Source organism: Micromonospora sp., from assembly GCF_048594385.1.
Classification (GTDB): Bacteria; Actinomycetota; Actinomycetes; order Mycobacteriales; family Micromonosporaceae; genus Micromonospora; species Micromonospora wenchangensis.
This window is the reverse complement of the sequence record NZ_JBMDWU010000211.1, coordinates 18,520-40,368: the sequence shown is the minus strand read 5'-3', so window position 1 is coordinate 40,368 and position 21,849 is coordinate 18,520. Positions and strand designations below refer to the sequence as shown.

Genomic DNA, 21,849 nt, shown 5'->3' with positions numbered 1-21,849 from the left:
TAACCCCCCCCAGCCCCGTCCCACCCACCCGGCCGGCCGTGCCGCCCCCCGCCCGGCCCTCGGCCGGGCCCCGGCGGGCCCTCCGGCCGGGCTGAGCATCGGTGATCAAGAGGTTTGCATCACGACGGGGTGACCCGCGTGACGCAAACCTCTTGATCGTCGTGGGCGTGTGGGCGTGTGGGCGTGTGGGCGGGGGAGAGGGGTTTCGTGGGGGGTGGGGTGGGCTTAGAGTGGTGGGCGGCGACCTGCGGGTGGCCGGTGACCCGACGGGAGGCGCAACCCGTTGGGCCCAGGTGCGTGTGCACCCACCGGTGACCCGGCACGGCCGTCGACGTACCGGCCCGGCCCGGTCACCCTCGCCCCGGTCAGCTCAGGAATCCCCACCACAACAGGGGAGACAGACGATGGCGCGACCGATCACGCTCTTCACCGGCCAGTGGGCCGACCTGCCGTTCGACGAGGTCTGTCGACTCGCCTCCGAATGGGGCTACGACGGGCTGGAGATCGCCTGCTGGGGCGACCACTTCGAGGTCGACAAGGCGCTCGCCGACGACTCGTACGTCGAGCGCAAGCGGGAGACGCTGGCCAAGCACAACCTCAAGGTCTTCACGATCTCCAACCACCTGGTGGGCCAGGCCGTCTGCGACCACCCGATCGACGAGCGGCACCAGGACATCCTGCCCGCCCGGATCTGGGGCGACGGCGAACCCGAGGGGGTACGCCAGCGGGCCGCCGAGGAGATCAAGGACACCGCCCGTGCGGCGGCGAAGCTCGGCGTGGACACGGTGGTCGGCTTCACCGGGTCATCGATCTGGCACACGCTGGCGATGTTCCCGCCGGTGCCGCCGGCGATGATCGAGCGCGGCTACCAGGACTTCGCCGACCGGTGGAACCCGATCCTCGACGTCTTCGACGAGGTGGGGGTGCGGTTCGCCCACGAGGTGCACCCCAGCGAGATCGCGTACGACTACTACACCACCAAGCGGACGCTGGAGGCGATCGACCACCGGCCCGCGTTCGGGCTCAACTGGGACCCGTCGCACTTCGTGTGGCAGGAGCTGGACCCGGTGAACTTCATCTTCGACTTCGCCGACCGGATCTACCACGTCGACTGCAAGGACGCGAAGGTGCGTACCGGGGACGGTCGGCGTGGCCGGCTCGCCTCCCACCTGCCCTGGGCCGACCTGCGGCGCGGCTGGGACTTCGTCTCCACCGGCCACGGTGACGTGCCGTGGGAGGACTGCTTCCGGGCGTTGAACGCCATCGGGTACACCGGGCCGATCTCGGTGGAGTGGGAGGACGCCGGGATGGACCGGCTGGTCGGCGCGCCGGAGGCGCTGGAGTTCGTCCGCCGGCTGGCGTTCGACGCCCCGACGGCGGCGTTCGACGCGGCGTTCAGCAGCGGCAAGGACTGACACGTACTTCGGGCCGGTCGCCACCTGGCGACCGGCCCGACGACGTACGGACGATCAGAGGGTGCTGCCGTTGGTGCCGGTGCCCGGCGCCTTGGGCTTCGGGGTGGTGGTGGTCGAGCCGGTCGAGCTGGTCGGGCTGACACCCGACTTGGCGCCGACGGTGGCCGGGGTGCCCGCGAAGGCGTCGTCGGCCGGGGTCAACTCCGGCTTGCCACCGTTGCCGGTGTGCAGCTTCTCGCCGAGCTTGGACTGGCCGAGCTTGTCCTTGCCCTCGCTGTACAGGCGGGTGGCCTGAGCCTGGGCGACTCCGGCGGCCTCCTGAACGGTCGGGTGGTCGAGCACCTTGCGGCCCCGCACGACCAGCTCCTCGTACTTCTCCCGGCCGGCACGGGCGCCCAGGACGAAGCCCGCAGCCAGCCCGCCAAGAAACATGATCTTTCCGCGCATGGCGGCTCCTTCCGTACCTGACGCTCCCGTCGCTCCCGCCGGTGGTGCCCGGTCGGGACCGACCATCGTCGCGCCCCACGTTTTTCCTCGGTCGACAGCTAACTACCCATCCTGCTCCGCAGTCATACCTGGTTGTGCCGGGATGACGAATTGTCCGCATTGTGAGCGTAGATCGTTCCGGGCGGTAGCACGGTGGTCGAATGCAGTAACCCCCTGGACCGAACCCCCCCGAAGTCCTGTACTCTTGTGCCGTCGCCGAGCGCCGGAGAGATCCGGTACGACGCGGCGCAGCAGTCCCCCGTAGCTCAATTGGCAGAGCAGCCGGCTGTTAACCGGCAGGTTTTTGGTTCGAGTCCAAACGGGGGAGCCCAGTCTTCCACTCCCGCCCGTCGGCCCCGCCGGCGGGCTTTTTCGCGTATCTCCTTCCCCGCCGCCGACGATCCGCGCTGACCGCGAAGAGGGTGCGCCGGATGGGCGGTTTCGGCCCCGCACGACGTACCCGGGCGGCAGGATGACGGATGTCGACCTGGACTCGCGCCGCGTCGACCGGTGCGTCGACTGAGGGGTGGACCGGGATGGCCGGTGGACGGGGCCGCGGCGCGGCCACGCTGACCGCCGTGGCGGTCGTCCTGGCCTGGCTGGTCGTCGGCGGCATCGCCGGACCGTACGCCGGCAGGCTTAGCGACGTCGCCACCAACGACAACGCCGCCTTCCTGCCGGCCGACGCCGAGGCGACCCAGGCCCAGGACCTGGCCGCCGACTTCGTCGCCCGACCCACCACCCCCGCCCTGGTGGTGTACGCGCGCAGCACCGGCATCACCGGTGCCGACAGGGAACGGGCGGTCGCCGACAGTGCCCGCTTCGCCCAGGTCAAAGGGGTGGCAGGGCCGCTGCCCCCACCGATCCCCAGCCAGGACGGGCAGGCCCTGCAGGTGGTGGTGCCGATCGACGACGCCGAGGGCGAACAGATCGGCCGGGTGGTCGACGAGTTGCGGAGCATCGCCGGGGGCGACCGGGACGGGCTCACCGTGGACGTCGCCGGCCCGGCCGGCCTGCTCGCCGACCTGATCGAGGTCTTCTCCGCCATCGACGGGCCACTGCTGCTGGTCACCCTGGTCGTGGTCCTGATCATCCTGCTGGTCGTCTACCGCAGCCCGGTGCTGTGGGTGTTCCCGCTGTTGGCGGCGGGAATGTCGTACGCGCTGGCGTCGGTCTTCGTCTACCAGCTGGCCGAGCACGACGTGATCAAGCTGAACGGGCAGGCACAGGGCATCCTCACGGTGCTCGTCTTCGGCGCCGGCACCGACTACGCGCTGCTGCTGATCGCCCGCTACCGGGAGGAACTGCACCGGCACGAGCGCCCCTGGGACGCGATGCGTACCGCCTGGCGGGGTGCCGCCCCGGCCATCGCCGCCTCCGGGGCCACCGTCATCGTGAGCCTGCTCTGCCTGCTGCTGTCCAGCCTCAACTCCAACCGGGCGCTCGGTCCGGTGGCCGCCATCGGCATCGCCGCCACCCTGCTGGTGATGCTGACGTTCCTGCCCGCGCTGCTGGTGCTCGGCGGCAGGTGGGCGTTCTGGCCGCGTACCCCCAGGGTCGACCTTGCCGACCCGCAGGTCGAACACGGGCTGTGGGCCCGGATCGCCCGCTTCGTCGCCCGGCGGGCCCGGGTGGTCTGGCTGACCACCGCCGTGGTGCTGGCGCTGCTCACCCTCGGCCTCACCCAGCTCGGTGCGACCTCGCTCGGCCAGTCCGAGCTGTTCACCAACCGTACCGACTCGGTCGCCGGGCAGGAGGTGATCGCCCGGGAGCAGACCGCCGGGGAGGTCGCCCGGGTGGCGCAGGGCGTCGCCGGGGTGTCGACCGTCCGCCCGGTCACCCAGCGGGACCAGGCCGGCCCGCCCAACCCGGACGCCCCGCCCTTGGTGGTCGACGGGCGGGTGCAGCTGGAGGCGACCCTCACCGACCCGCCGGACGGCGACGCGGCCGAACAGACCATCCGTGACCTGCGCGAGGCGGTGCACCGGGTGCCGGCCGCCGACGCCGTGGTCGGCGGGTTCACCGCGATCGACGTGGACACCTCCGACGCGTCCACCCGGGACCGCAACGTCATCATCCCGGTCGTCCTCGTGGTGATCACGGTGATCCTGGCGCTGCTGCTGCGGGCGCTGGTCGCGCCGGTGCTGCTGATCGCGACGGTGGTGCTGTCCTTCCTGGCCACCCTCGGGCTCTGCGCGTTGATCTTCACGTACCTGTTGGACTTCCCCGGGGTCGACGCGTCCTTCCCGTTGTTCGCGTTCGTCTTCCTGGTCGCGCTGGGTATCGACTACAACATCTTCCTGATGAGCCGGGTACGCGAGGAATCCGCCCGGCGGGGCACCCGGGCCGGGGTGCTGGCCGGGCTCACCGTCACCGGTGGGGTGATCACCTCGGCCGGTATCGTGCTCGCCGCCACCTTCTCGGCGCTCGCCGTGCTCCCGCTGGTGGTGCTCGTCGAGTTGGGTGTGGCGGTCGCCGTCGGGGTACTGCTGGACACCATCGTGGTCCGCTCGCTGCTGGTACCCGCCCTGTCGTACGACATCGGGCCCGCGGTGTGGTGGCCGAGCCGACTGTCCCGGTCGGCGCGCGACGACGCGGAGGTGGCACATGGTCGCTGAGACGGACGTGGTGATCGTCGGCGGTGGTCTCGCCGGGCTGGCGGTCGCCCGCCGGCTGCACCGGGCGGGGGTGCCCTGGCGGCTGCTGGAGGCCGGCGACCGGATCGGCGGCCGGGTCGCCACCGACGCGGTCGACGGCTACCGTCTCGACCGGGGCTTCCAGGTGCTCAACACCGCCTACCCGAGGCTCGGCACCCTGCTCGACCTGGGCACCCTCGACCTGGGCTGGTTCACCTCCGGGGTGCTGGTCCGCTGCGGTGACCGGCTCGACCGGCTGGTCCACCCGGTACGCGAACCCGGCGGCACACCCGCCACCGTGCTCGCCGGCGTCGGCTCACTGGCCGACCGGCTGCGCTTCGCCGCCCTCGCCACCGGCTGCGCCACCCTGCCGGCACACCGGCTGCTCGGCGCGCCGGAGACCACCAGCGAGACCGCCCTGCGCCGGGCCGGGCTGTCCGACACCATCATCGAGGAGCTGATCCGGCCGTTCCTGTCCGGCGTGCTCATCGACCGGGAACTGGAAACCTCCAGCCACGTGCTGGCGATGATCCTGCGCTCCTTCGTCCGGGGCCGGATCGGCCTGCCCGCCCGGGGGATGGCCGCGCTGCCGCAGGCCGTGGCCGCCCCGCTGCCCGCCGACCTGATCACCTGCGACACCCCGGTCACCTCGGTCGCCCCCGGCCGGGTCCGCACCCCGGCCGGTGAGATCACCTGCCGCGCCGTCGTGGTCGCCGCCGACCCGACGACGGCGACCACGCTGCTGCCCACCCTGCCCCGGGTACGCACCCACAGCTACACCACCTACTACCACAGCGCCCCCGAGCCGCCGCTCGACGAACCGATCCTGCTCGTCGACGGCGACCGGCGGGAACTCGTCGCCAACACGGTGGTGGTCAGCCGGGCCGTCCCGTCGTACGCTCCGCCCGGCCGGCACCTCGTGGCGACCTCCGTGGTCGGCCCCGCCGCCCCGCCCGAGCCGACGATCCGGGCCGAACTGGACCGGCTCTACGGACGCTCCACAGCGGACTGGGACCACCTGACGACGGTGTCGGTCCCCGAGGCGCTGCCCGCCGCGCCACCCCCGCAGGGGCGGCTGCGCAAGCCGGTGGCGCTCGGCGGAGGGATCTTCGTGGCCGGTGACCACCGGGACAGTCCGTCCATCCAGGGGGCTCTGGCCAGCGGCTGGCGTACGGCCGGTTCGGTGCTCGCGGAACTGCGCGCGGCGGGCTGATTCGGGTGCCACCGCAGCCGCTGCTGACTGTTATCCTCGCGTAGCCCATCGTGCCGAGACGGTGCCGACGGGTGGCACCGTTTCGGCGGTGGCCGGTGGTTCGTCGGGCGGGTTACGATCCGGCGCGGTACGGGGGCGGTAGCTCAGCCGGTTAGAGCAGGGGACTCATAATCCCTCGGTCGCGGGTTCGAACCCCGCCCGCCCCACCAGCGAACGGATGTCCGGACCGGCGGGGCGTAGGGGTGCGGAAGCGCAGGCCGCGACCGGTATTCCCGTGCCCGGTGCTGGTCAGTCCTGGCCGCCGCGGTACTCGTACAGGCCGTCGATCATCCTGCGTTTGAGCGCCGGCACCCGGTCGACCACGCGCAGATAGCCGCGCATGCCGGCCAGCGCGACGCGACCCAGCACCGGCTTGTGGACCAGGGCGTCGGCGGTCATCTGCTCCCGGGAGTCGCGGACGGCCTGGAAGCCGTACTCGATCATGCGGGTCTCGTAGTCGTGGACGGCCTCGACCAGCCCCTTGCGCCCGTCGCGGACGAGCGTCAGCTCGTCGGTCAGGCGCTGCGCGTCGCGCAGCGCGGTGTTGGCACCGACGCCCCGGCCCGGCGTCATGGTGTGGATGGCGTCGCCGAGCAGGGTGACGTTCGTGCTGGGCCAGGCCGGGATCGGCACCGAGGTGCGGATGGTGATGGCGAACGCGGTGCTCGGGTCGCCGAGGGCGAACAGTTGGCGCAGCCGGGGGCTCCACGTCGGGGTCATCCGCAGGGCGGCACGGATGAGGTCGTCGCCGCCGTAGGTCGCGATGTCCGCCGGGAACGTGTCGGCCGCTGCCGCGATGCCCCAGTTGAGGTAGTCGCGGGTGTTGTCGAACAGCAGGCCGGGCCAGCGCGCCAGCAGTTCGTCGTCGTTCCTCGGCCGGCCCTGCTGGTCCCAGGGGAACTCCATCCAGTGCAGGATGCAGGATTTGCCGCCGGGCGCGAGGACCATGCCGATGCCGGGGAAGAACCGCGTCGGCAGCAGCGCCGTGGTCCGGGGTGTCATCGGCACCTTGGCGGCGATCGCGATGATGCCCGTGTCCTCGGTGCGGGCGTGGGGGAGGTACTGGCGGCGTACCGCCGAGTTGACACCGTCCGCCGCCACCAGCAGGTCGCCGGTCGCGGTGGTCCCGTCGGCGAAGTGTGCGGTGACGCGACCGTCGGCCTCGTGCTGGTAGCGGACGAAGGTCTTGTCGAAGTGGATGACGTCCTGCATGCCGGTGAAGAGCACCTGGCGCAGGGTCATCCGGCTCACCGACTTCTCGCTGTCGACGTCGTCGGTGGCCGGGCGCAGGGGCAGCGCGAGCGTCGGCCGGAGCTGCTCGTCGAAGAACACGAAGTGTTCCGGCGCGCGGGCGCAGGTCGCCACGAACGTGCGGTAGAGCTGGTCGGGCAGGCACGCCTTGAGCGCCCGGCTGCCGTGCGGGTCGATGCCGACCCGGTAGCCGTGCAGGCCGTCGCTGCGGGTGCGGTCCCGCTCGTAGACGGCGACGTTGATGCCGGCTTGTCGCAGGCCGTGTGCCAGGCACATCCCGCCGGTCCCGGCGCCGATCACGAGTACGTCCATGTCCCCGCTCCTCTAGAAACTCTGATTACTAGATTCTCTAGATACCTTACGACGGTTCGCTAGAATTTCCCACCATGGGTCTGGCGGAGCAGCTCGGCGAGGCGATGCAGGCGTACCAGCGCGCGGTCGACGTGCTCGACCAGCGCGCCGCCGACCTGCTCGGCCTGAACCGCACGGACATGCGCTGCCTCGAGCTGCTGTTCGCGCCGGAGCCCCCGAGCCCCGGCGAGCTGGCCGTCGCGGCCGGGATGACGACCGGGGGCGTCACCACCGCGATCGACCGGTTGGAACGCGCCGGGTACGCGACCCGGGAACGCGACACCGCCGACCGTCGCCGGGTGACCGTCCGCCCCACCGAGGCGGCCAACCGGAAGATCGGCGCGATCTACGGGCCGATCGTGACCGACGGACAGGCGTTCCTGCGGCGGTACGACGACGAGACGCTGGCGCACATCCTCGAATTCGTCAGGCACGCCACGCAGAGCTGTCACGAGCACGCCGAGCGGCTGGGCCGGTAGCGGGTTGCCGCCGTGATGTGCGGCGTCACGCACGCGGGGGAACGGGGGCTGCCCGGTGGCCGGGGCGGACCTGGCGGCCCCGGCAGGGGCAACAGCAAAGGCAGGGAGTCAGACCCTCCCTGCCACTTCTAACATATATCGCACCCCGGGTCTTGTGGCAAGACCCCGGTGCCGGTGCAGAATCTCCAGTCGACGCCGGAACCTGGCGAAATCCGAGATTCGCGAAGCATGCGTTGGTTTCGACGCATCAGGCAACGCGAGCAGTCGAACGGGGAATCCATGATCGATGTGACCATCGTGGGCGGTGGGCCGACCGGCCTGATGCTGGCCACCGAGCTGCGGCTGCACGACGTACGGGTGGTGGTGCTGGAGCGCGACGCCGAGCCGACCAGCGTGGTGCGCTCGCTCGGCATGCACGTGCGCAGCATCGAACTGCTGGACCAGCGGGGCCTGCTGGAGCGGTTCCTCGCGCACGGCAAACAGTTCCGGATCGGCGGCTACTTCGCCGGGATCGTCAAGGACTGGCCGTCGGGGATGGACACCGCGCACGGCTACATCCTCGGCATCCCGCAGCCGGTCACCGAGCGGCTGCTGGCCGAGCACGCCACCGCGGTCGGCGTCGAGATCCGGCGGGGCACGGAACTGGTCGGGCTGAGCCAGGACGGGGACGCGGTGACCGCCGAGCTGGCCGACGGCACCCGCCTGCGTACCCGCTATCTCGTCGGCTGCGACGGCGGCCGCAGCACGGTGCGCAAGCTGCTGGGTGTCGGCTTTCCCGGTGAGCCCACCAGGAACGAGACGCTGCTGGGCGTGATGGAGCTGACCGCGCCGCAGGACGAGGTCGTCGCGGTGATGACCCGGGTGCGCAAGACGCAGCTACGGTTCGGGGTCGGCCCGGTCGGGGACGGCGAGGGGTTGTACCGCGTCGTCGTACCGGCTGCCGGGGTGAGTGAGGACCGGGCGGTCCCACCGACCATCGAGGACTTCCGGCAGCAGTTGCGGGCGACCGCCGGCACGGACTTCGGGGTGCACTCGCCCCGCTGGCTGTCCCGCTTCGGCGACGCCACCCGGCTGGCCGCGCAGTACCGGGTCGGCCGGGTGCTGCTGGCCGGCGACGCGGCACACGTGCACCCGCCGTTGGGCGGGCAGGGGCTCAACCTCGGTCTCCAGGACGCGTTCAACCTGGGCTGGAAGCTGGCCGCGCAGGTCGCCGGCTGGGCACCGGCGGACCTGCTGGACACCTACCAGGCGGAGCGCCGGCCGGTGGCGGCGGACGTGCTGGACAACACCCGCGCGCAGACGGAGCTGATGTCGCTCGCCCCCGGTCCGCAGGCGGTGCGTCGGCTGCTGACCGAGCTGATGGACTTCGAACAGGTGAACCGGAACCTGATCGAGAAGATCACCGCGATCTCGGTCCGCTACGACCTCGGTGCCGATCACGACCTGGTCGGCCGGCGGCTGCGGGACGTGGAACTGAAGCGGGGACGCCTCTACGGGCTGATGCACCGGGGCCGGGGGTTGCTGCTGGACCAGACCGGGGAACTCTCGGTGGAGGGCTGGACCGACCGGGTCGACCGCGTCGTCGACGTCGGTGGGGAACTGGAGGTGCCCGCGCTGCTGCTGCGCCCCGACGGGCACGTGGCGTGGGTCGGTGACGACCAGGGAGAGCTGCGTGACCGGCTGTCCCGGTGGTTCGGCGTCGCCACCGCGTGATCCCGGGGACTGTCCGGGTTCAGCCGTTCCGGCCGGTAGGGCCGGCGTCGGGGTGCGTCGGGTCGGGCCGGGTCGTGCCGTCGCCGCCGTTGCGCTGGGCGGCCCGCAGTGCGGCGTGCATCTCCCAGGGCGCCTGGGGCAGCGTGCGGCCGGTTTCGAGCAGTGACTTCAGGTTGGCCATGACCGCGGGCCACCCGGCGGAGACCGCGTCGAAGTCCTCGTCGGACGGCAGGTTCACGTGCGTGACGGTCAGCCGGACGATGTCCCGGTGCGGTTCGATGAGGAAGGTGACCGTGGAGGCGTCCGGCCCGGCCTCGGCGTCGACGTCGCCGAAGGTCATCACCAGCCGGGTCGGCGGGGTCGCGTCGAGGACCGTGCCGCCGCCGTCGGCGATGCCCGAGCCGTCGGTGCGTCGGTGTTCCCACCGGGAACCGGGTCGCCAGTCGGAGACGTTGTGGTGACCCCAGTAGGCACCGGTCAGGTCGGCGTCGGTCAACGCCTCCCAGACCCGTTCCGGGGTGGCGTGGATGTAGGTCACGTACACGAAGGTGGGTTTGGTGACGGTCATCTGCGGCTCCTCTGCCTGTCGGCGGATCGCGTCGAGCACCCGTAGCCGGGGTTCCTCGAACGCGGCGATCCAACGCTGCGGCAACTCGTGGATGGGGACCGGGTTGAGGTAGTGCCACCTCTCCCGGCCGCGGCGGACGGCGTTGACCAGATTGGCCTCCTGCAACACGCCGAGGTGTTGCGTCACCGACTGCCGGGTGATGGCCAGTTGGGCACAGAGTTGGCCCAGGGTCTGACCGTCCTGGCGGCGGAGGCTGTCGAGCAACCGGCGACGTGTCGGGTCGGCGAGCGCCTTGAACACCTTGTCCATGTCACCGGCCATGACCAGCATTATGCAGGCATTTGACTGCCTAATGTCAAGCGAGGTCCCGCCGGCGGGGAGGAGGGTGGGCGGCCCGCGCACCGGATCCAGGCGCCGGGCGCGGAAAGCTCCCCCGCCCGTCACCGGGCGGGGGAGCGGATCATCAGGTACGGGCCGCGTGGCCCGTACCTGATGACGGTCACACCCGGAGGTGGACCCGGTCGGTCAGGCGACCGTGCAGGCCGCGCCGTTGAGGGTGAACGAGGAGGGTTTGGCGGTGTTGCCGGTGTGGTTGGCCTGGAAGCCGATGTCGATCGAGCCGCCGGCCGGGATGGTGCCGTTGTAGCTGGCGTTGCGCGCCGTCACCTGCCCCGACGAGGGGGAGTAGGTGGCGTTCCAGCCGGAGGTGATGCTCTGCCCGCCGGGCAGCGTGAACACCAGGGACCAGCCGTTCACGGCGCTGGAACCGGTGTTGGTGACGGTCAGGTTCTCGGTCAGGCCGCTGTTCCACGCGTTGACGCTGGCGGTGACCCGGCAGGCCCCGGAGCTGGGCGGCGGGGTGGTGGTCGGCGGGGGCGTCGTCGGCGGCGGGGTGGTCGGCGGGGGAGTGGTGGGCGGAGGCGTGGTCGGCGGGGGAGTGGTGGGCGGCGGGGTGGTCGGGGTCGGGTTGGTCAGGCCGAAGAACTGGAGGGCGACGGCGGCCATCCCGCCGGAGGGCAGGCTGTGCCCCGCCCCCTGGACGCTGTACGCCTCGACGAGCACGTTGCCGCTGGCGTCGGCGTAGCGGCGGCGGTTCCAGTTGGCCTGGGGGGTGTCGGTGGAGGTGGGCGTCTGGCTGAGCCCGAACACGTTCGTCCACTGCTCGATGGTCTCCTGGAGCAGCGAGTACGGCACCAGGGTGTCGGCGGTGCCGTGCCACAGCTGCACCTTCGGCCGGGGGCCGGTGTAGCCGGGGTACGCCTGCTGGCGGACCGCGTCGCCCCACTGCTGCGGGGTGCGGTTCATGTTCCCGCCGGTGCACTGGCTGGCGCCAGGCGGGTAGTCGGCCGCGTTGGCGAAGCAGTTGTAGGGCACCCCCATGAAGGCGGCCCCGGCGGCGAACACGTCGGGATAGACGGCCAGCATGTGGTTGGTCATCATGCCGCCGGACGAGCTGCCGGTGGCGAAGACCCGGCGGGGGTCGCCGCCGTACTGCCGCTCGGTGTAGTTGATCATCGAAACGATCGACACGGGGTCGCTGCCGCCGCCCCGGCGCTTCGCGGCGTCCGACCAGGTGTCGAAGCAGTTGCCGAAGCCGGCCTGCTGGGTCGCCGACGGGTAGATCACGATGTAGCCGTACCGGTCGGCGAGCGAGGCGAACTCGCTGCTGGAGTAGAAGCCGGGGCCGGTGCCGCCGCAGCCGTGCATGGCCACCACGATCGCCGGGTTGGTCGGGCGGGTGTTCGGCACGTAGATGTGCATCCGCATCCGACCGGGGTTGTCGCCGAAGTTGGTCACCTCGACCAGCGACGCGGCGTACGCCGGCTGGAGCGTCGGGACCACCAGGGCGGCTGCCGCCAGGGTGGCGACCAGCGGCGCCGCCAGGGCGAGCAACAGTCTCCGTCTGATTCTCATGGGCGTGACTCCCTCACAGGTTGAGATCGGCCGCGCGACCGTGCGGCACGGGTACGCCCGGATGCCCGTGTCGTCCGCGCCGGCCCACTACGTCCGGCATGCCCTGCCCCGGCCCTAGGGCATTGCATGGCACTTAGTGTTCTCCTCGGTCCCACAAGTGTCAATCGAATGGCCTCGATACACTTGACGGTCACCGGTTCCGCACCCGGGTCCACCCCGGACCGCGTTCGGTAGGCGGGCACCGGTGCGCCGTCTACAGTCGGTGCCACCGTCGCCCAGCCGAGCCCGGAGCGTCCCAGTGCCACACCCGTTCGACATCGAGGAGATCTTCCCCGACGACGGGGACCACCCGGTGCGGCTGCCCCGACGGCAGGCCGGCAACTCGCCCCAGGGCGTCGCGGTGACCCTGCTGGCCGACTACACGCTGCGTACCCGGGCGTGGCTGCCGTCCGCCGCCATCGTCGCGCTGCTCGCCGAGTCCGACGTCAGCCTCGCCGGCGCGCGGACCGTGATCAGCCGGCTGGCCCGCCGGGGCGTACTGGAGGGCAGCCGGCAGGGGCGGCGCAGCTCGTATCGGCTCAGCCGGTCCGCCGCCGTCAGCCTCTCCGTCGGCGGCAGCTGGGTGATGGCCGCGACCACCACCACCCAACCGTGGGACGAGTGCTGGACCCTGGTCGCGTTCTCCCTGCCCCAGGAGCGCAGCGCGCAACGACGTGCCCTGCGCGGCCAGCTCCGGTGGCTGGGCTACGCGCCGCTGTACGACGGACTGTGGATCTCGCCGCACGAGCTGACGCCGAAGGCGCGGGCCCAGCTCACCCAGCTCCACCTCGGCGCGGTCACCGTGTTCCGGGGCCGTCGGATCGACCTCGACGCGGTCGCCGGCCGCGACCCGCTGGACGCCTGGGACGTCGCGGCGGTCGCCGAACAGTACGAGAGCTTCCTGCGGCGCTGGCGGCCCCTGCTGCCACGGATCGCCGCCGGCCGGGTCGACGGCGCCGAGGCGGTCCGGGCCCGCACCGAGGTGATGGACACCTTCCGGCGGTTCCCCACCCTCGACCCGCAGCTACCGCTGCGGCTGCTGCCCGCCGGCTGGCTGCGCGGCCCCGCCCGGGAGACCTTCGCCGCCGTCTACGACGGGCTCGCCGACACCGCCGAGCGACACGTCCGGGCCGTCGTCGCCCGGTTCGCCGACGGCACGTACGCCGCCGACGTGCGGGCGCACAGCACCGCCGACCTCCTCGCCGGGGTGTGCGCCACCGATGCCCGCAGTTCCGCCCCACCCGCAGCCGCCACCGACCTGGCGGAGTCGTCCCCGTCGCACTGACCCGGCTGCCCGGCCCCGGCGCTAGAGTTTCAACCCCTCGACGGTGCCCAGGTCGTACCAGGTGAGGGAGAAGAGGTCGTCGCCGGACGGCGCGACCGGGAACACGCCCCAGCTCTCCAGGACCGCACCGGGCCGCAGGGTGAAATCCGTGCCGGGCCGCTGCGACGCGCAGTACGTGTCGACCGGGAAGACCTGCCGCCCGTCGGCCATCGTCAGATGCGACGACTGGAGATCCGCCGTCCGGGCCGGGCAGCTGAGCACCCAGCCGCCGGGGGACCGGGTCGCATAGCGCAGCTGCACCCGCAACGTCCCCGCCGTCACCTCCAGACCCGTGACGGTCGCCGTGTTCTGCCCGTCGTCGTACAGCAGGCGACTCATCTGCCGTGGGCCGGCCTCCGGCGACGCCGAAGCGGCCGTGCCCGCCTCCGCGTCAGGCCCGTCGGTCGACGGGGCGGGGCTGCCGGATGCCGGCTGCGTGGGCCCGGAGGGGGTGGCCCCGGCCGGTGCCGCCGCGTCCGGGCCCGGCCCGGTCGGCTCCGGCTTGTTGAGCGTGAGCCAGACCACGGCGGCGGCCCCCAGCCCGACGATGACGACGACGCCGACGATCAACCCGACCAGATGCTTGCGCAACATCGATGATCCTTACTGCCGGTGAACAGGCTCCTTCCACGCTAGATCCCGGTGGCAAGATCCGCAGGTCGGCGGCCGTCGGCTCACGGGCGGCGGGCCCGGTCCAGCACCTCCTCGACGGTGAGCGGGCTGCGCGGATGGTGACTGAGCGACAGCGGGGTGCGGATCTTCACCGGCGCGCCGCCCTCGGCCGCGAGGTAGAACTCGCCGGTGGTGAGGCGGGAGATGTCGGCGACGTCGCCGCCCTTCGCCTTCGCCATCTCCCGGGCGGCCTCCATCTGGATCGGGCTGTTCAACCGGCCGTAGAGCTGGGTCGCCGCGTTGCCCGGAATCCGGTTGTGCAGCCCCTTCGGGGACTGGGTGGCGAAGATCAGACCCAGGCCGTACTTGCGGGCCTGCGCCGCCAGCGCCAGCGTGCTCTGGGTGCACGCGGTCATCGCACCGGACGGGGCGAACGTCTGCGCCTCGTCCATCACCAGCAGGCCGAGCAGCGGCCGGTCGTTCGCCGGGTGCCGCTTGATCCAGGCGAAGAGCGCCATCTGCAACTGGTTGACGAAGCCCTGCCGGGCCTCGTCGGAGGGCAGTCCGACGAGACTGATGACGGAGATCCGGGCCCGTGCGCCGGGCTCGGGGGTGAGCAACAGTCCCGGGTCCATCGGGCTGCCCTCGCCACCGAACAGCGGATCGTTGACCATCGCCGCCGCCAGCGACTGCGCGATCCCCACCCCGATCTTGTCCGCCCCGTCGATGTCCAGCAGCCCGTCCGGCAGGTCGGCCAGGGTGTCGATCAGGCCCTGCACCCGGCTGCCGCCGCGCCGGCCGTAGTGCTCGACGGCCTTGCGCAGCACGGCGAGCCCCAGATGGACCTTGTTGGTCCGGCCGGTCAGCTGGGCGCGGGGCGCCAACGACGCGACAGCCGCCTCGACGGCCTCGTGGAACTCGTCGGGGTCGTCGCGCACGCCACGGAAATCCGGCAGCGGCTGGAAGCTCAGCGGGCGACCCGACGACCGGCGCGGCGTCCACACCCGCACGTCGGTTCCGGCGAGGTAGTCCCGGGCCTTCTCCGCGTCCCCGGCCCGCCACTGCGGCGGCGGTTCCGGCCACGCGTCGCCGAGGCGGGCCAGGTCGTTGTTGGGGTCGAGGACGATGGCGGAGACCCCGGCGAGGGCACACTCCTCCAGGATCCGCCGGATCAGCACGGTCTTGCCGGACCCGGATCCGGCGAAGAGGGTGGTGTGCTTGCGGAGGGCCTCCAGGGAGAGCGACACGGGTGCACCGGTGCGGTGGTCGTACCCCACGGTGAGGTGCGGACCGGACTCCCCACCGCCAGCCGGCTGCGGATCGACCAGCCCGGGGGCCCGCCATCCGGGCGTCCCCGCGTCGACCGGTGGCGTCTCGACCGGTGGCGTCTCGACCTGCTCGGTCTCGGCCGGTCCTGCGATGACCGGTCCGGTGTGGTCCGGTCGTACCGCTGAACCGGTCGGGTCGTCGCCAGGAGCGGCGGGGAGCCAGTCGGCGACGGAGGCGAGGGCCTGCCGCAGCACGGTGAGGTTCCGGGTCGGTCGACGGACGGCCAGCCAGTCCCGGATCTCGACGGGTGACTCGGCGAGCATGACCCGCAGCGCCCCGAGGATGCGGAGATCCTCGTGGTCCAGCGGCAGGACCGTCCCGCCGGCCTGGGTGAAGGCCGTGACCGCCTGCCGGGTCTTGGCCCCGCTCGACCAGGCCCCGTTGCGGAGCAGGAAGAGCTTGCGGCGGGCCACCCGCGCGTCGAGCCCCGCCACCGTGCACGCCTTACGGAGCCGGGCCAGCGCGGCGATGGCGTGGTGTTCCTCGCTGACCGCCCGGAAACACCAGTGGACCTGGTCCTCGGTGGCCTCGTCGAGGGTGAGCCGGAGCCGCGCGTGCAGCGGCGGCTGGGCGCTCGGGGGCGGGTCCACGCTGAACGATCCGCCGCCCTCGCCGTGTTCCATGACCCAGGCGGTGAGACCTGCCGCGAGCAGGGCGGGGACCAGAGTGTCCTCGCCGTCGCGGGTCAGCGGGCCGGAGACGTCGGCCTCGGTTCTGAGCCGGGCGAACCTCGTGTCGAACGGTTCGAGGTCGGTGACGGGAGCGGCGTGCGGGTCGCGGGGCCGTGGCTGGGTCGGATCACCGAGCCGGGTCAGCTCCCGCACCTCGCCGGCGGCGACGCAGTCCCGGACGTGCCGGTCGATGTCGATCAGTAGATCCCGGGGCGTCATCTGCTCGGCCTGCGCGAAGGCCTCGGGCCGCACCGGCCACGACGGATACGGGGGTACGAAGCCGCGCTCGGCGAACCGGACGGCGAACCGTCGCTCGACGATCTGCCTGGCCAGGGCGGCGTCGTGGATGGTGGTGAGCCGGGGCGCCACCCGGAACCGGTCGCTCACCGTGTCCACCGTCCGGCTCCGGATGATCGTCCAGGAGTTCGGTAGGCAGGCCACCAGGGTGAGGGTGCGGCGGGTGAGCTGGCGCAGCGACATCAGGCCGTCGGCGATCCGGGCGTGCACCGCGGCCTGCTCCGGGTCGTCCTGCGCGCCGGGCCGGGCGTGCAGGACGTCACCGGCGGCCACGGACTGCGCGATGAGGGTGTCGATCTGGTCGACGGCGATCACGGACGGCCCGGTCAGGGCCAGCAGCCAGGAGATCTCCTGGACGATCCGCTGCGCGTCGCGCGGCGCCCGCCGCATGCCCCAGGCGCTGCGCTCACCCGGCTCCCCCTCCTCGCCGGAGGTGAAGTAGTTCTCCGCGACGTCCCGGTGGGCGACGTCCTCCGAGGCGCTCAGCGCGAGCGCCCGCGCCGTCTCCCCGCAGACGCGTGCCACGTGCGACGCGTGCCCGGCGAGCCCTTCGACGAACGCGTCCAGGGCCGCCCGGGTCAGTTCGGTGTCCCCCATCACCGCGCGGCGGGCCGAGCGGGGTGCCCCGACCAGCGAGGAGAGCCGACGCAGCACCAGCCGGAGCTGGCTCTCGCTGCCGGGCACCGGTCGGGACAACCCGTCGAGCACGGCGGCGAGCACGCTGTCCCAGAAGCCGCGTGCGTCGAGCAGTCCGACCAGGAAGAAGTAGCCGCCCTGCTGCTGCACCTGTTGCCGGATCCAGCCCAGCAGGTGAGTCTTGCCCGAGCCGCGCTGCCCCTGGAGCACCAACCCGATCGGGCTGCTGTCGGCGCTGTTGCGGGCATCGGCCACCCCGTCGAGGACGTCGCGGACCACGGCGGTGTGCAGACCCTCCACGTGAAACGGTGAGGGCCGCCAGACGTCGTCGGGCACCGGCGCCCAGTCGAGCCTGAGTGCCGCCAGGGCCGCGTGCTCCGCCCCGGTCATCCCACCCCGATCGCCAGCAGGTGCTTGTCCTGGCCGCCGAGCCGCAGGGCCGCCGCCACGTCGGCCGTGGTGAGCGCCTTCTGGTTGGATTCCGGGACGATGTCCACGTCCGGCTCGCGCTCCAGATCCCGCAGCGCCTCGTCGAGGTCGGCGGGGTCGACGTCCGCGAAGAACGGCCGCAACCGGGTCAGGCTGACCCAGGCCCCCGGCTCGGCGGTCAACGCCGCGTAGGCGTGCCGGACGCGGAGCCCGAGGGCGCGCCGCAGGTCCGGTTGGGGCGTACCGGCCCGCAGGTCGGTGAGCGCGAACATCTCGCCGAAGGTGCGGTAGTCGCTGCGGGCCATGACCCGGTCCCGCAGGTTCACCTGCAACGCCGTCAGCGCCCCGCCGAGGATCCGGCCCTGCGCCGACTGGAAGTTCAGGTCCTCCTGCACCCGGACCCAGCCCTGGTCGGCGAGCTGGTGCAGGAAGGTGTTGCCCTCGCGGCGGCTGTCCAGGTAGCCGAGGCGGTTGAGCTTGTCCCGGTACGACTTGCGGACGTCGACGCCGTAGCGCTTGCGCAACTCGGTGTTGGGCACCTCCCGGGCCTCGGCCATCAGGACGACCAGGATCGCGCTCTCGGAGGGGGTGAGGTCATCGCCGGGCATGGAACGTTCCTTCCGCCATGTCGCGTCGCCGGGCCCGGATGACGGTGCCGATCTGGTGCACCACCGCGCCGACGTCGTGGTTGATTCGGGCATTGGTGAAGCGCAGGACGGCGTAACCGTCCATCTGCAACCGCACGTCGCGCTGCCGGTCCGCCTCGAACCGGTCCGGCCGGCAGTGTTCCGGGCCGTCGACCTCGACCACACACCGCTCCGCGGGCCAGAGCAGGTCGAGGCAGACCGGGGGCGCGAGGGGATGCGGCCGGTGATAGTGGTTCCAGACCCGGCCCGCCGCCCAACTCTCGGCGGCCAGGGCGGTCTCCAGCGCCGCCTCGGTGGTGCTGCGGGGATGGGGACGTCCGCGCACCGTCGGTGCCGTCGCCGGGGCCGGCCGGGGCGGCGGGACCGACGCCGGGGTGAGCGCGACGCTGACCACCCGGTCCTCGTGCCGCAACGGCGTCCCGGTCAGCCACACGGCGACCCGGCCGTGGTGACACAGCCACTCCGCGCCCGCCACGACGGCCCGTTCCCCGGCGGGGTCGAGACCGGCGGGCACCTCGACCAGCAGGCTCACCCCGGGTCGGTCGAAGCCGTCCGCCACCACCCGGGTCAGCCCCGGACAGCGGATCTCCGCAGGGAACGGGTCGGTCGGTGGACGCCGCCCGGACACCGCCACTGCGGCGAGGTGCGCCAGGAACGGTGCGAAGTGCGCGGATTCCCGCGCCCGCCGGCTGGCGGCGGCCCGTACGGCGGCCAGACCGAACGGGTCGGCGCAAGGGACGTCCGCGGCCTCGGGAAGCCAGCCGGGCAGCAGCGCCACCGCCACCCGTTCGAGGTCGTCCAGGACGGCACGGACGAAGGAACCGGGGGTACGGGGCGGGCCGGGCCGCAGCACGACGGCGACCGGGCCGGCCGTTTCCCCGGTGGTGGCCGCCACGACCGTGTCGGTGGGTACGCCGACGAGCTGCACGACGCGACCCGTCGGCAACCCGGCGAGCTGCTGGACGAGACTCATGGCGGGTCACCGGCGTGGACCGCGACCGCCGTTTCCCGGGGGAGGTCGGATCGGGCGGAACTCAGCGGTCTTCATCCTCCCGTGCGGCCATCGGACGAACCCGAACACCCTACGAAGCGGTTCGCCGCGAGCGCCAGCGCCGTACCCGGTCAGTCGTGCTTCGGACAGCCGGACGACGGGCTACCCGGACCTGCCGGGTTTCCCGTCGGCGAGCGACTGCGCCCGGCGGCTCAGCGACTCGACGTGGGTGGTCAGCTCCCGTACCGCAGGCTCGTCGGCGTCGTCCAGGGCCGACAGCCGGTCGAGCAGGGCGGTGTGGTCGGCGGTCAACTGCCGGTAGCGTCGGACGAAGCTGCTGTCGTCGCCGTCGGGGCGGCTGCTCAGCAGGGCGTACGTCGGGTCGAGGTCGATGATCTGCTGGGCCAGGCCGGCGGTGGCGGCGCTGAGCGCGCTGCGGCTGTCGGTGCGTTCGTCGCGGCGGACCCGCCGGGCCGCCGCCAGCCGCCCGGCCCGTCGGCCGCCGAGGTAGAGCACCGACGCTCCGGCGACGACCCCGGTCACCGCCGCGGCGGCGAGCAGGAACCGGGGCAGCGACGGGCTGATCGTCCGCGCGCCGTCGGGCACGGTGCCGGCCTTGACCAGCCGGTCGTAGTTGACGGCGATGACCTTCACGGCCTCCAGCGGGCGGTCGACGAACGTGTCGATGCCCCGACCGATGATCATTTCTGCGGCGGCGGCCTTGCCCAGGTTCTTCTTCTCGTAGCCGGGCACCAGGGCGCAGCCGTAGGTGTCGTAGTCGTCGCCGTCGCGGCTGAGCACCAGCACGACGGTCCCGTCGGCGGCCCGGTGCACCTGCTTGCAGGTGTCCCGCAGGTCGGCCCCGGGCGAGCGCAGGATCACCACCAGCCGGCGGTTGCCGATGACCCGTTCCGCCTCGGCCCGGTCCACGTCGAGCCCGGGGTCGGCGTAGAACGACGTGGTGCGCACGTGCCTGGCGATCGGGCCGTCCAGCGCCCCGCCGCTCCACACCGCCCAGCCGGCCAGCACCAGGCAGGCCAGCACGGCCAGGCCGAACGGGGTGCCGAGCAGACCGGCGACGCGTCCCCGCCCCGGGCGGGCGGTGGCGGTCTGCGGGGACGGGGAACGTGTCATGACAGCCTGCCCCGCAGGTAGTTGTCCGGTCGGTAACTGGCGATGCCGACCTGGCGCGCGGTGTCGTCCAGCTCGGCCGCCGCCTCGTCGAGCAGGGTGCGGACGTGCCGGGCGGGCAGCTTCTCCTCCCACGCCGACCGGGCGGCCTGGAGTTTGACGATGCCCCGGGTCAGCGCCGGGTTGCTGCGGGCGTCGGTCAGCAGGGACACCTCGACGGCCAGCGCGGTCAGCCCGGCAAGCCGGGTCGGCGCGGTGTCCCGCCGGCTGCCCGGCCGGCGGTCGGGCCGGCGCAGCGACCGGGCCGACAGCACCATGAACGCCGCCACGCAGCCCGCGAAGAGCCACGGCAACGCCGGCAGCGCCACCCGCAGCGGGTCGGCCGGCCGGTACGGCAGGGGCCGCTCGAACAGGCCCGCGTAGCGGATGTCGGTCACCCGGTTGAGGTAGACGCCCAGCACGTTGCGCTGCGGATAGTCGGAGCGGCTGAGCACACCGGCGAACTGACCGTAGAAGCTCGCCCCGGCCAGCTCCGCGAAGTCCGCCGCGCCGGGCCCGTGGTATTCGATCCAGAGCCCGTACATCACCACGATCGGCTGGTCGGGGAACCGGGCGCTCAGGGCGGGGCCGTACCGGGGCAGGGGTTCGCCGTAGCGCTGCACGGGCAGCGCGACGTACCAGGCGCCGTCGGGGAAGGCGTTGCGGGCGGCGGTCTCGGGCACGTCGGTGAGGGTCGCGCCGGGCGCGATGTGCCGGCCGGTCGCCCGCAGGTCGGTCAGGACGGTGGTCAGCTCCGGCCCGCTCGGCTCGCGCCAGCGCAGCTCGTCCCGGTCGGCCGGGGTGGACTCCTTGCGCAGCGCGGTGATCAGGGCGATCAGCAGGTCGGTCACGTCCCCGGTGGCGAACTGCGCCCGCCAGGCGGGCAGCCGGTCGGAGCTGGCCTGGTAGAAGCCGCCGCTGACCTCGGTGCCGATCACCCGGATCGTGGCGTTCTCCACGTCCCGGACCCGCTCCCGTTCATCTTTGTCCAGGCCCGGCGGGGCGACCAGGATCCGGGTGTCGCCGGCCACCTCCCGCACCCGCTGCTCGTTCCAGTACGCCACCGAGCCCGGCAGGCGGACCACCGGCGCGGCGGCCACCAGCGCGGTCATCTCGTCCACCGACGGCACGGTGGCCCGGTCGGAGGTGCCGGCGCCGCCCGTCTCGACGCCGGCCGTCGACGCCGGTGACCGGCCGTAGCTGACGTCGATGCCCTGCTGCCGCTGGGCGAGCAGGAAGACCACCAGGACGAGCACGGCGAGCCCGAGCAGCGTCCAGCGCAACGGCTCGGCCAGGCGGCGGTACCTGCCGGCGTTCACCGGTGCTCCCGCCACAGCCGGTCGGCCTGCCGGGCGTGCTCGGCCGCCGCCCGCGCCGCGTCCACCCCGCCGCGTGCACCCGCGAGCGACTCGGCGCGGGTCAGCAACCGTTCCGCCTCGGGCACCCGGTCGGGGGCCGCGTCCCGGCTGACGGCCGCGCTGTCGATCGCCGCCCGCGCGGCCGACCAGGCGGTCCGTCGCTGCTCGGCGCGGGCCCGTCGGTGGGGCAGCAGGGTGGTCGCCACGCCCGCGGCCACCAGCAGCACCGCGCCGGCCAGCCAGAGCAGGGAGGGGTCTGCCATGGGCTCCAACCGTTCGCC

17 protein-coding genes and 2 tRNA genes are annotated in these 21,849 nt (G+C 72.7%); 8 read left to right on the top strand and 11 right to left on the bottom strand.

Annotated features, from left to right (window positions below; all coding sequences use genetic code 11):
- Positions 1-404 precede the first annotated feature (404 nt).
- On the top strand, positions 405-1,415 hold the full coding sequence (locus ACOJTC_RS11490; RefSeq protein WP_145921227.1) for a sugar phosphate isomerase/epimerase family protein: 1,011 nt from the start codon (positions 405-407) through the stop codon (positions 1,413-1,415).
- 54 nt (positions 1,416-1,469) lie between these two features.
- On the opposite strand, the gene ACOJTC_RS11485 is transcribed toward ACOJTC_RS11490, so the two are convergent.
- Positions 1,470-1,862: a hypothetical protein gene (locus tag ACOJTC_RS11485; RefSeq protein WP_420116835.1), complete on the bottom strand. Its 393-nt coding sequence runs from the start codon at positions 1,860-1,862 to the stop codon at positions 1,470-1,472.
- Positions 1,863-2,156: 294 nt separating this feature from the next.
- Between ACOJTC_RS11485 and ACOJTC_RS11480 the strand changes: the two genes are divergently transcribed.
- The 4 genes from ACOJTC_RS11480 to ACOJTC_RS11465 all read left to right on the top strand — a co-directional run bounded on the left by ACOJTC_RS11480 (position 2,157) and on the right by ACOJTC_RS11465 (position 5,959).
- Positions 2,157-2,229, top strand: a tRNA-Asn gene (locus tag ACOJTC_RS11480).
- 208 nt (positions 2,230-2,437) lie between these two features.
- Positions 2,438-4,519 (top strand): MMPL family transporter, encoded by a 2,082-nt coding sequence (locus ACOJTC_RS11475; protein ID WP_420116834.1) that lies wholly within the window; start codon positions 2,438-2,440, stop codon positions 4,517-4,519.
- A complete protein-coding gene (locus tag ACOJTC_RS11470) occupies positions 4,509-5,750 on the top strand; it encodes an NAD(P)/FAD-dependent oxidoreductase (RefSeq protein ID WP_420116833.1) in 1,242 nt (413 codons plus the stop codon). Before ACOJTC_RS11475 ends, ACOJTC_RS11470 begins: the two co-directional genes overlap by 11 nt.
- A gap of 132 nt (positions 5,751-5,882) precedes the next feature.
- Positions 5,883-5,959 (top strand) — tRNA-Ile (locus ACOJTC_RS11465).
- A gap of 79 nt (positions 5,960-6,038) precedes the next feature.
- Here the strand turns inward: ACOJTC_RS11465 and ACOJTC_RS11460 are convergent.
- Positions 6,039-7,352 (bottom strand): FAD-dependent oxidoreductase, encoded by a 1,314-nt coding sequence (locus ACOJTC_RS11460; RefSeq protein WP_420116832.1) that lies wholly within the window; start codon positions 7,350-7,352, stop codon positions 6,039-6,041.
- Between the two features lie 74 nt (positions 7,353-7,426).
- On the opposite strand from ACOJTC_RS11460, the gene ACOJTC_RS11455 reads away from it, so the two are divergent.
- A complete protein-coding gene (locus tag ACOJTC_RS11455; RefSeq protein ID WP_204926347.1) occupies positions 7,427-7,870 on the top strand; it encodes a MarR family winged helix-turn-helix transcriptional regulator in 444 nt (147 codons plus the stop codon).
- 279 nt (positions 7,871-8,149) lie between these two features.
- Positions 8,150-9,583, top strand: coding sequence for a rifampin monooxygenase (gene rox / locus ACOJTC_RS11450; RefSeq protein WP_420116831.1), 1,434 nt, complete (start codon positions 8,150-8,152; stop codon positions 9,581-9,583).
- 19 nt (positions 9,584-9,602) lie between these two features.
- Here the strand turns inward: rox and ACOJTC_RS11445 are convergent, their stop codons facing one another.
- Together ACOJTC_RS11445 and ACOJTC_RS11440 are read right to left on the bottom strand one after the other, a co-directional pair.
- Entirely contained in the window at positions 9,603-10,472 is an 870-nt protein-coding gene (locus tag ACOJTC_RS11445) for an ArsR/SmtB family transcription factor (protein WP_420116830.1), read from the bottom strand.
- Between the two features lie 204 nt (positions 10,473-10,676).
- Positions 10,677-12,065, bottom strand: coding sequence for a PHB depolymerase family esterase (locus ACOJTC_RS11440; protein WP_420116829.1), 1,389 nt, complete (start codon positions 12,063-12,065; stop codon positions 10,677-10,679).
- A 298-nt stretch (positions 12,066-12,363) separates the two neighbouring features.
- Here ACOJTC_RS11440 and ACOJTC_RS11435 point away from each other — a divergent pair, with 298 nt between their 5' ends.
- Positions 12,364-13,389 carry a PaaX family transcriptional regulator C-terminal domain-containing protein gene (locus tag ACOJTC_RS11435; RefSeq protein WP_420116828.1) on the top strand — a complete coding sequence of 342 codons (1,026 nt, stop codon included), beginning with the start codon at positions 12,364-12,366 and terminating at the stop codon, positions 13,387-13,389.
- Between the two features lie 21 nt (positions 13,390-13,410).
- Here the strand turns inward: ACOJTC_RS11435 and ACOJTC_RS11430 are convergent, their stop codons facing one another.
- The 7 genes from ACOJTC_RS11430 to ACOJTC_RS11400 form a co-directional block, all read right to left on the bottom strand.
- Positions 13,411-14,022, bottom strand: coding sequence for a hypothetical protein (locus ACOJTC_RS11430; RefSeq protein ID WP_420116827.1), 612 nt, complete (start codon positions 14,020-14,022; stop codon positions 13,411-13,413).
- A gap of 80 nt (positions 14,023-14,102) precedes the next feature.
- Positions 14,103-17,363 carry a helicase HerA domain-containing protein gene (locus tag ACOJTC_RS11425; protein WP_420116826.1) on the bottom strand — a complete coding sequence of 1,087 codons (3,261 nt, stop codon included), beginning with the start codon at positions 17,361-17,363 and terminating at the stop codon, positions 14,103-14,105.
- The gene (locus ACOJTC_RS11420) at positions 17,360-18,010 is read right to left on the bottom strand and encodes a hypothetical protein (RefSeq protein ID WP_420116825.1); all 651 of its coding nucleotides are present in this window, start codon (positions 18,008-18,010) and stop codon (positions 17,360-17,362) included. The genes ACOJTC_RS11425 and ACOJTC_RS11420 overlap by 4 nt, the downstream gene beginning before the upstream one ends.
- Entirely contained in the window at positions 17,997-19,022 is a 1,026-nt protein-coding gene (locus tag ACOJTC_RS11415) for an endonuclease domain-containing protein (protein WP_420116824.1), read from the bottom strand. The genes ACOJTC_RS11420 and ACOJTC_RS11415 overlap by 14 nt, the downstream gene beginning before the upstream one ends.
- Positions 19,023-19,202: 180 nt before the next feature.
- On the bottom strand, positions 19,203-20,174 hold the full coding sequence (locus tag ACOJTC_RS11410) for a hypothetical protein (RefSeq protein WP_420116823.1): 972 nt from the start codon (positions 20,172-20,174) through the stop codon (positions 19,203-19,205).
- Positions 20,171-21,529, bottom strand: a complete 1,359-nt coding sequence (locus tag ACOJTC_RS11405) for a hypothetical protein (protein ID WP_420116822.1) — start codon at positions 21,527-21,529, stop codon at positions 20,171-20,173. The genes ACOJTC_RS11410 and ACOJTC_RS11405 overlap by 4 nt, the downstream gene beginning before the upstream one ends.
- Entirely contained in the window at positions 21,526-21,831 is a 306-nt protein-coding gene (locus ACOJTC_RS11400) for a DUF6403 family protein (protein WP_377682013.1), read from the bottom strand. The genes ACOJTC_RS11405 and ACOJTC_RS11400 overlap by 4 nt, the downstream gene beginning before the upstream one ends.
- Positions 21,832-21,849: the final 18 nt, after the last annotated feature.

Bases quoted from the DNA above. Each gene is read 5' to 3' on its own strand.
- ACOJTC_RS11485 (WP_420116835.1), bottom strand. From the start codon at position 1,862: ATGCGCGGAAAGATCATGTTTCTTGGCGGGCTGGCTGCGGGCTTCGTC.
- rox (WP_420116831.1), top strand. From the start codon at position 8,150: ATGATCGATGTGACCATCGTGGGCGGTGGGCCGACCGGCCTGATGCTG.
- ACOJTC_RS11440 (WP_420116829.1), bottom strand. From the start codon at position 12,065: ATGAGAATCAGACGGAGACTGTTGCTCGCCCTGGCGGCGCCGCTGGTC.
- ACOJTC_RS11415 (WP_420116824.1), bottom strand. From the start codon at position 19,022: ATGAGTCTCGTCCAGCAGCTCGCCGGGTTGCCGACGGGTCGCGTCGTG.
- ACOJTC_RS11460 (WP_420116832.1), bottom strand. From the start codon at position 7,352: ATGGACGTACTCGTGATCGGCGCCGGGACCGGCGGGATGTGCCTGGCA.
- ACOJTC_RS11400 (WP_377682013.1), bottom strand. From the start codon at position 21,831: ATGGCAGACCCCTCCCTGCTCTGGCTGGCCGGCGCGGTGCTGCTGGTG.
- ACOJTC_RS11430 (WP_420116827.1), bottom strand. From the start codon at position 14,022: ATGTTGCGCAAGCATCTGGTCGGGTTGATCGTCGGCGTCGTCGTCATC.
- ACOJTC_RS11425 (WP_420116826.1), bottom strand. From the start codon at position 17,363: ATGACCGGGGCGGAGCACGCGGCCCTGGCGGCACTCAGGCTCGACTGG.
- ACOJTC_RS11410 (WP_420116823.1), bottom strand. From the start codon at position 20,174: ATGACACGTTCCCCGTCCCCGCAGACCGCCACCGCCCGCCCGGGGCGG.
- ACOJTC_RS11445 (WP_420116830.1), bottom strand. From the start codon at position 10,472: ATGGCCGGTGACATGGACAAGGTGTTCAAGGCGCTCGCCGACCCGACA.
- ACOJTC_RS11420 (WP_420116825.1), bottom strand. From the start codon at position 18,010: ATGCCCGGCGATGACCTCACCCCCTCCGAGAGCGCGATCCTGGTCGTC.
- ACOJTC_RS11455 (WP_204926347.1), top strand. From the start codon at position 7,427: ATGGGTCTGGCGGAGCAGCTCGGCGAGGCGATGCAGGCGTACCAGCGC.
- ACOJTC_RS11470 (WP_420116833.1), top strand. From the start codon at position 4,509: ATGGTCGCTGAGACGGACGTGGTGATCGTCGGCGGTGGTCTCGCCGGG.
- ACOJTC_RS11475 (WP_420116834.1), top strand. From the start codon at position 2,438: ATGGCCGGTGGACGGGGCCGCGGCGCGGCCACGCTGACCGCCGTGGCG.
- ACOJTC_RS11490 (WP_145921227.1), top strand. From the start codon at position 405: ATGGCGCGACCGATCACGCTCTTCACCGGCCAGTGGGCCGACCTGCCG.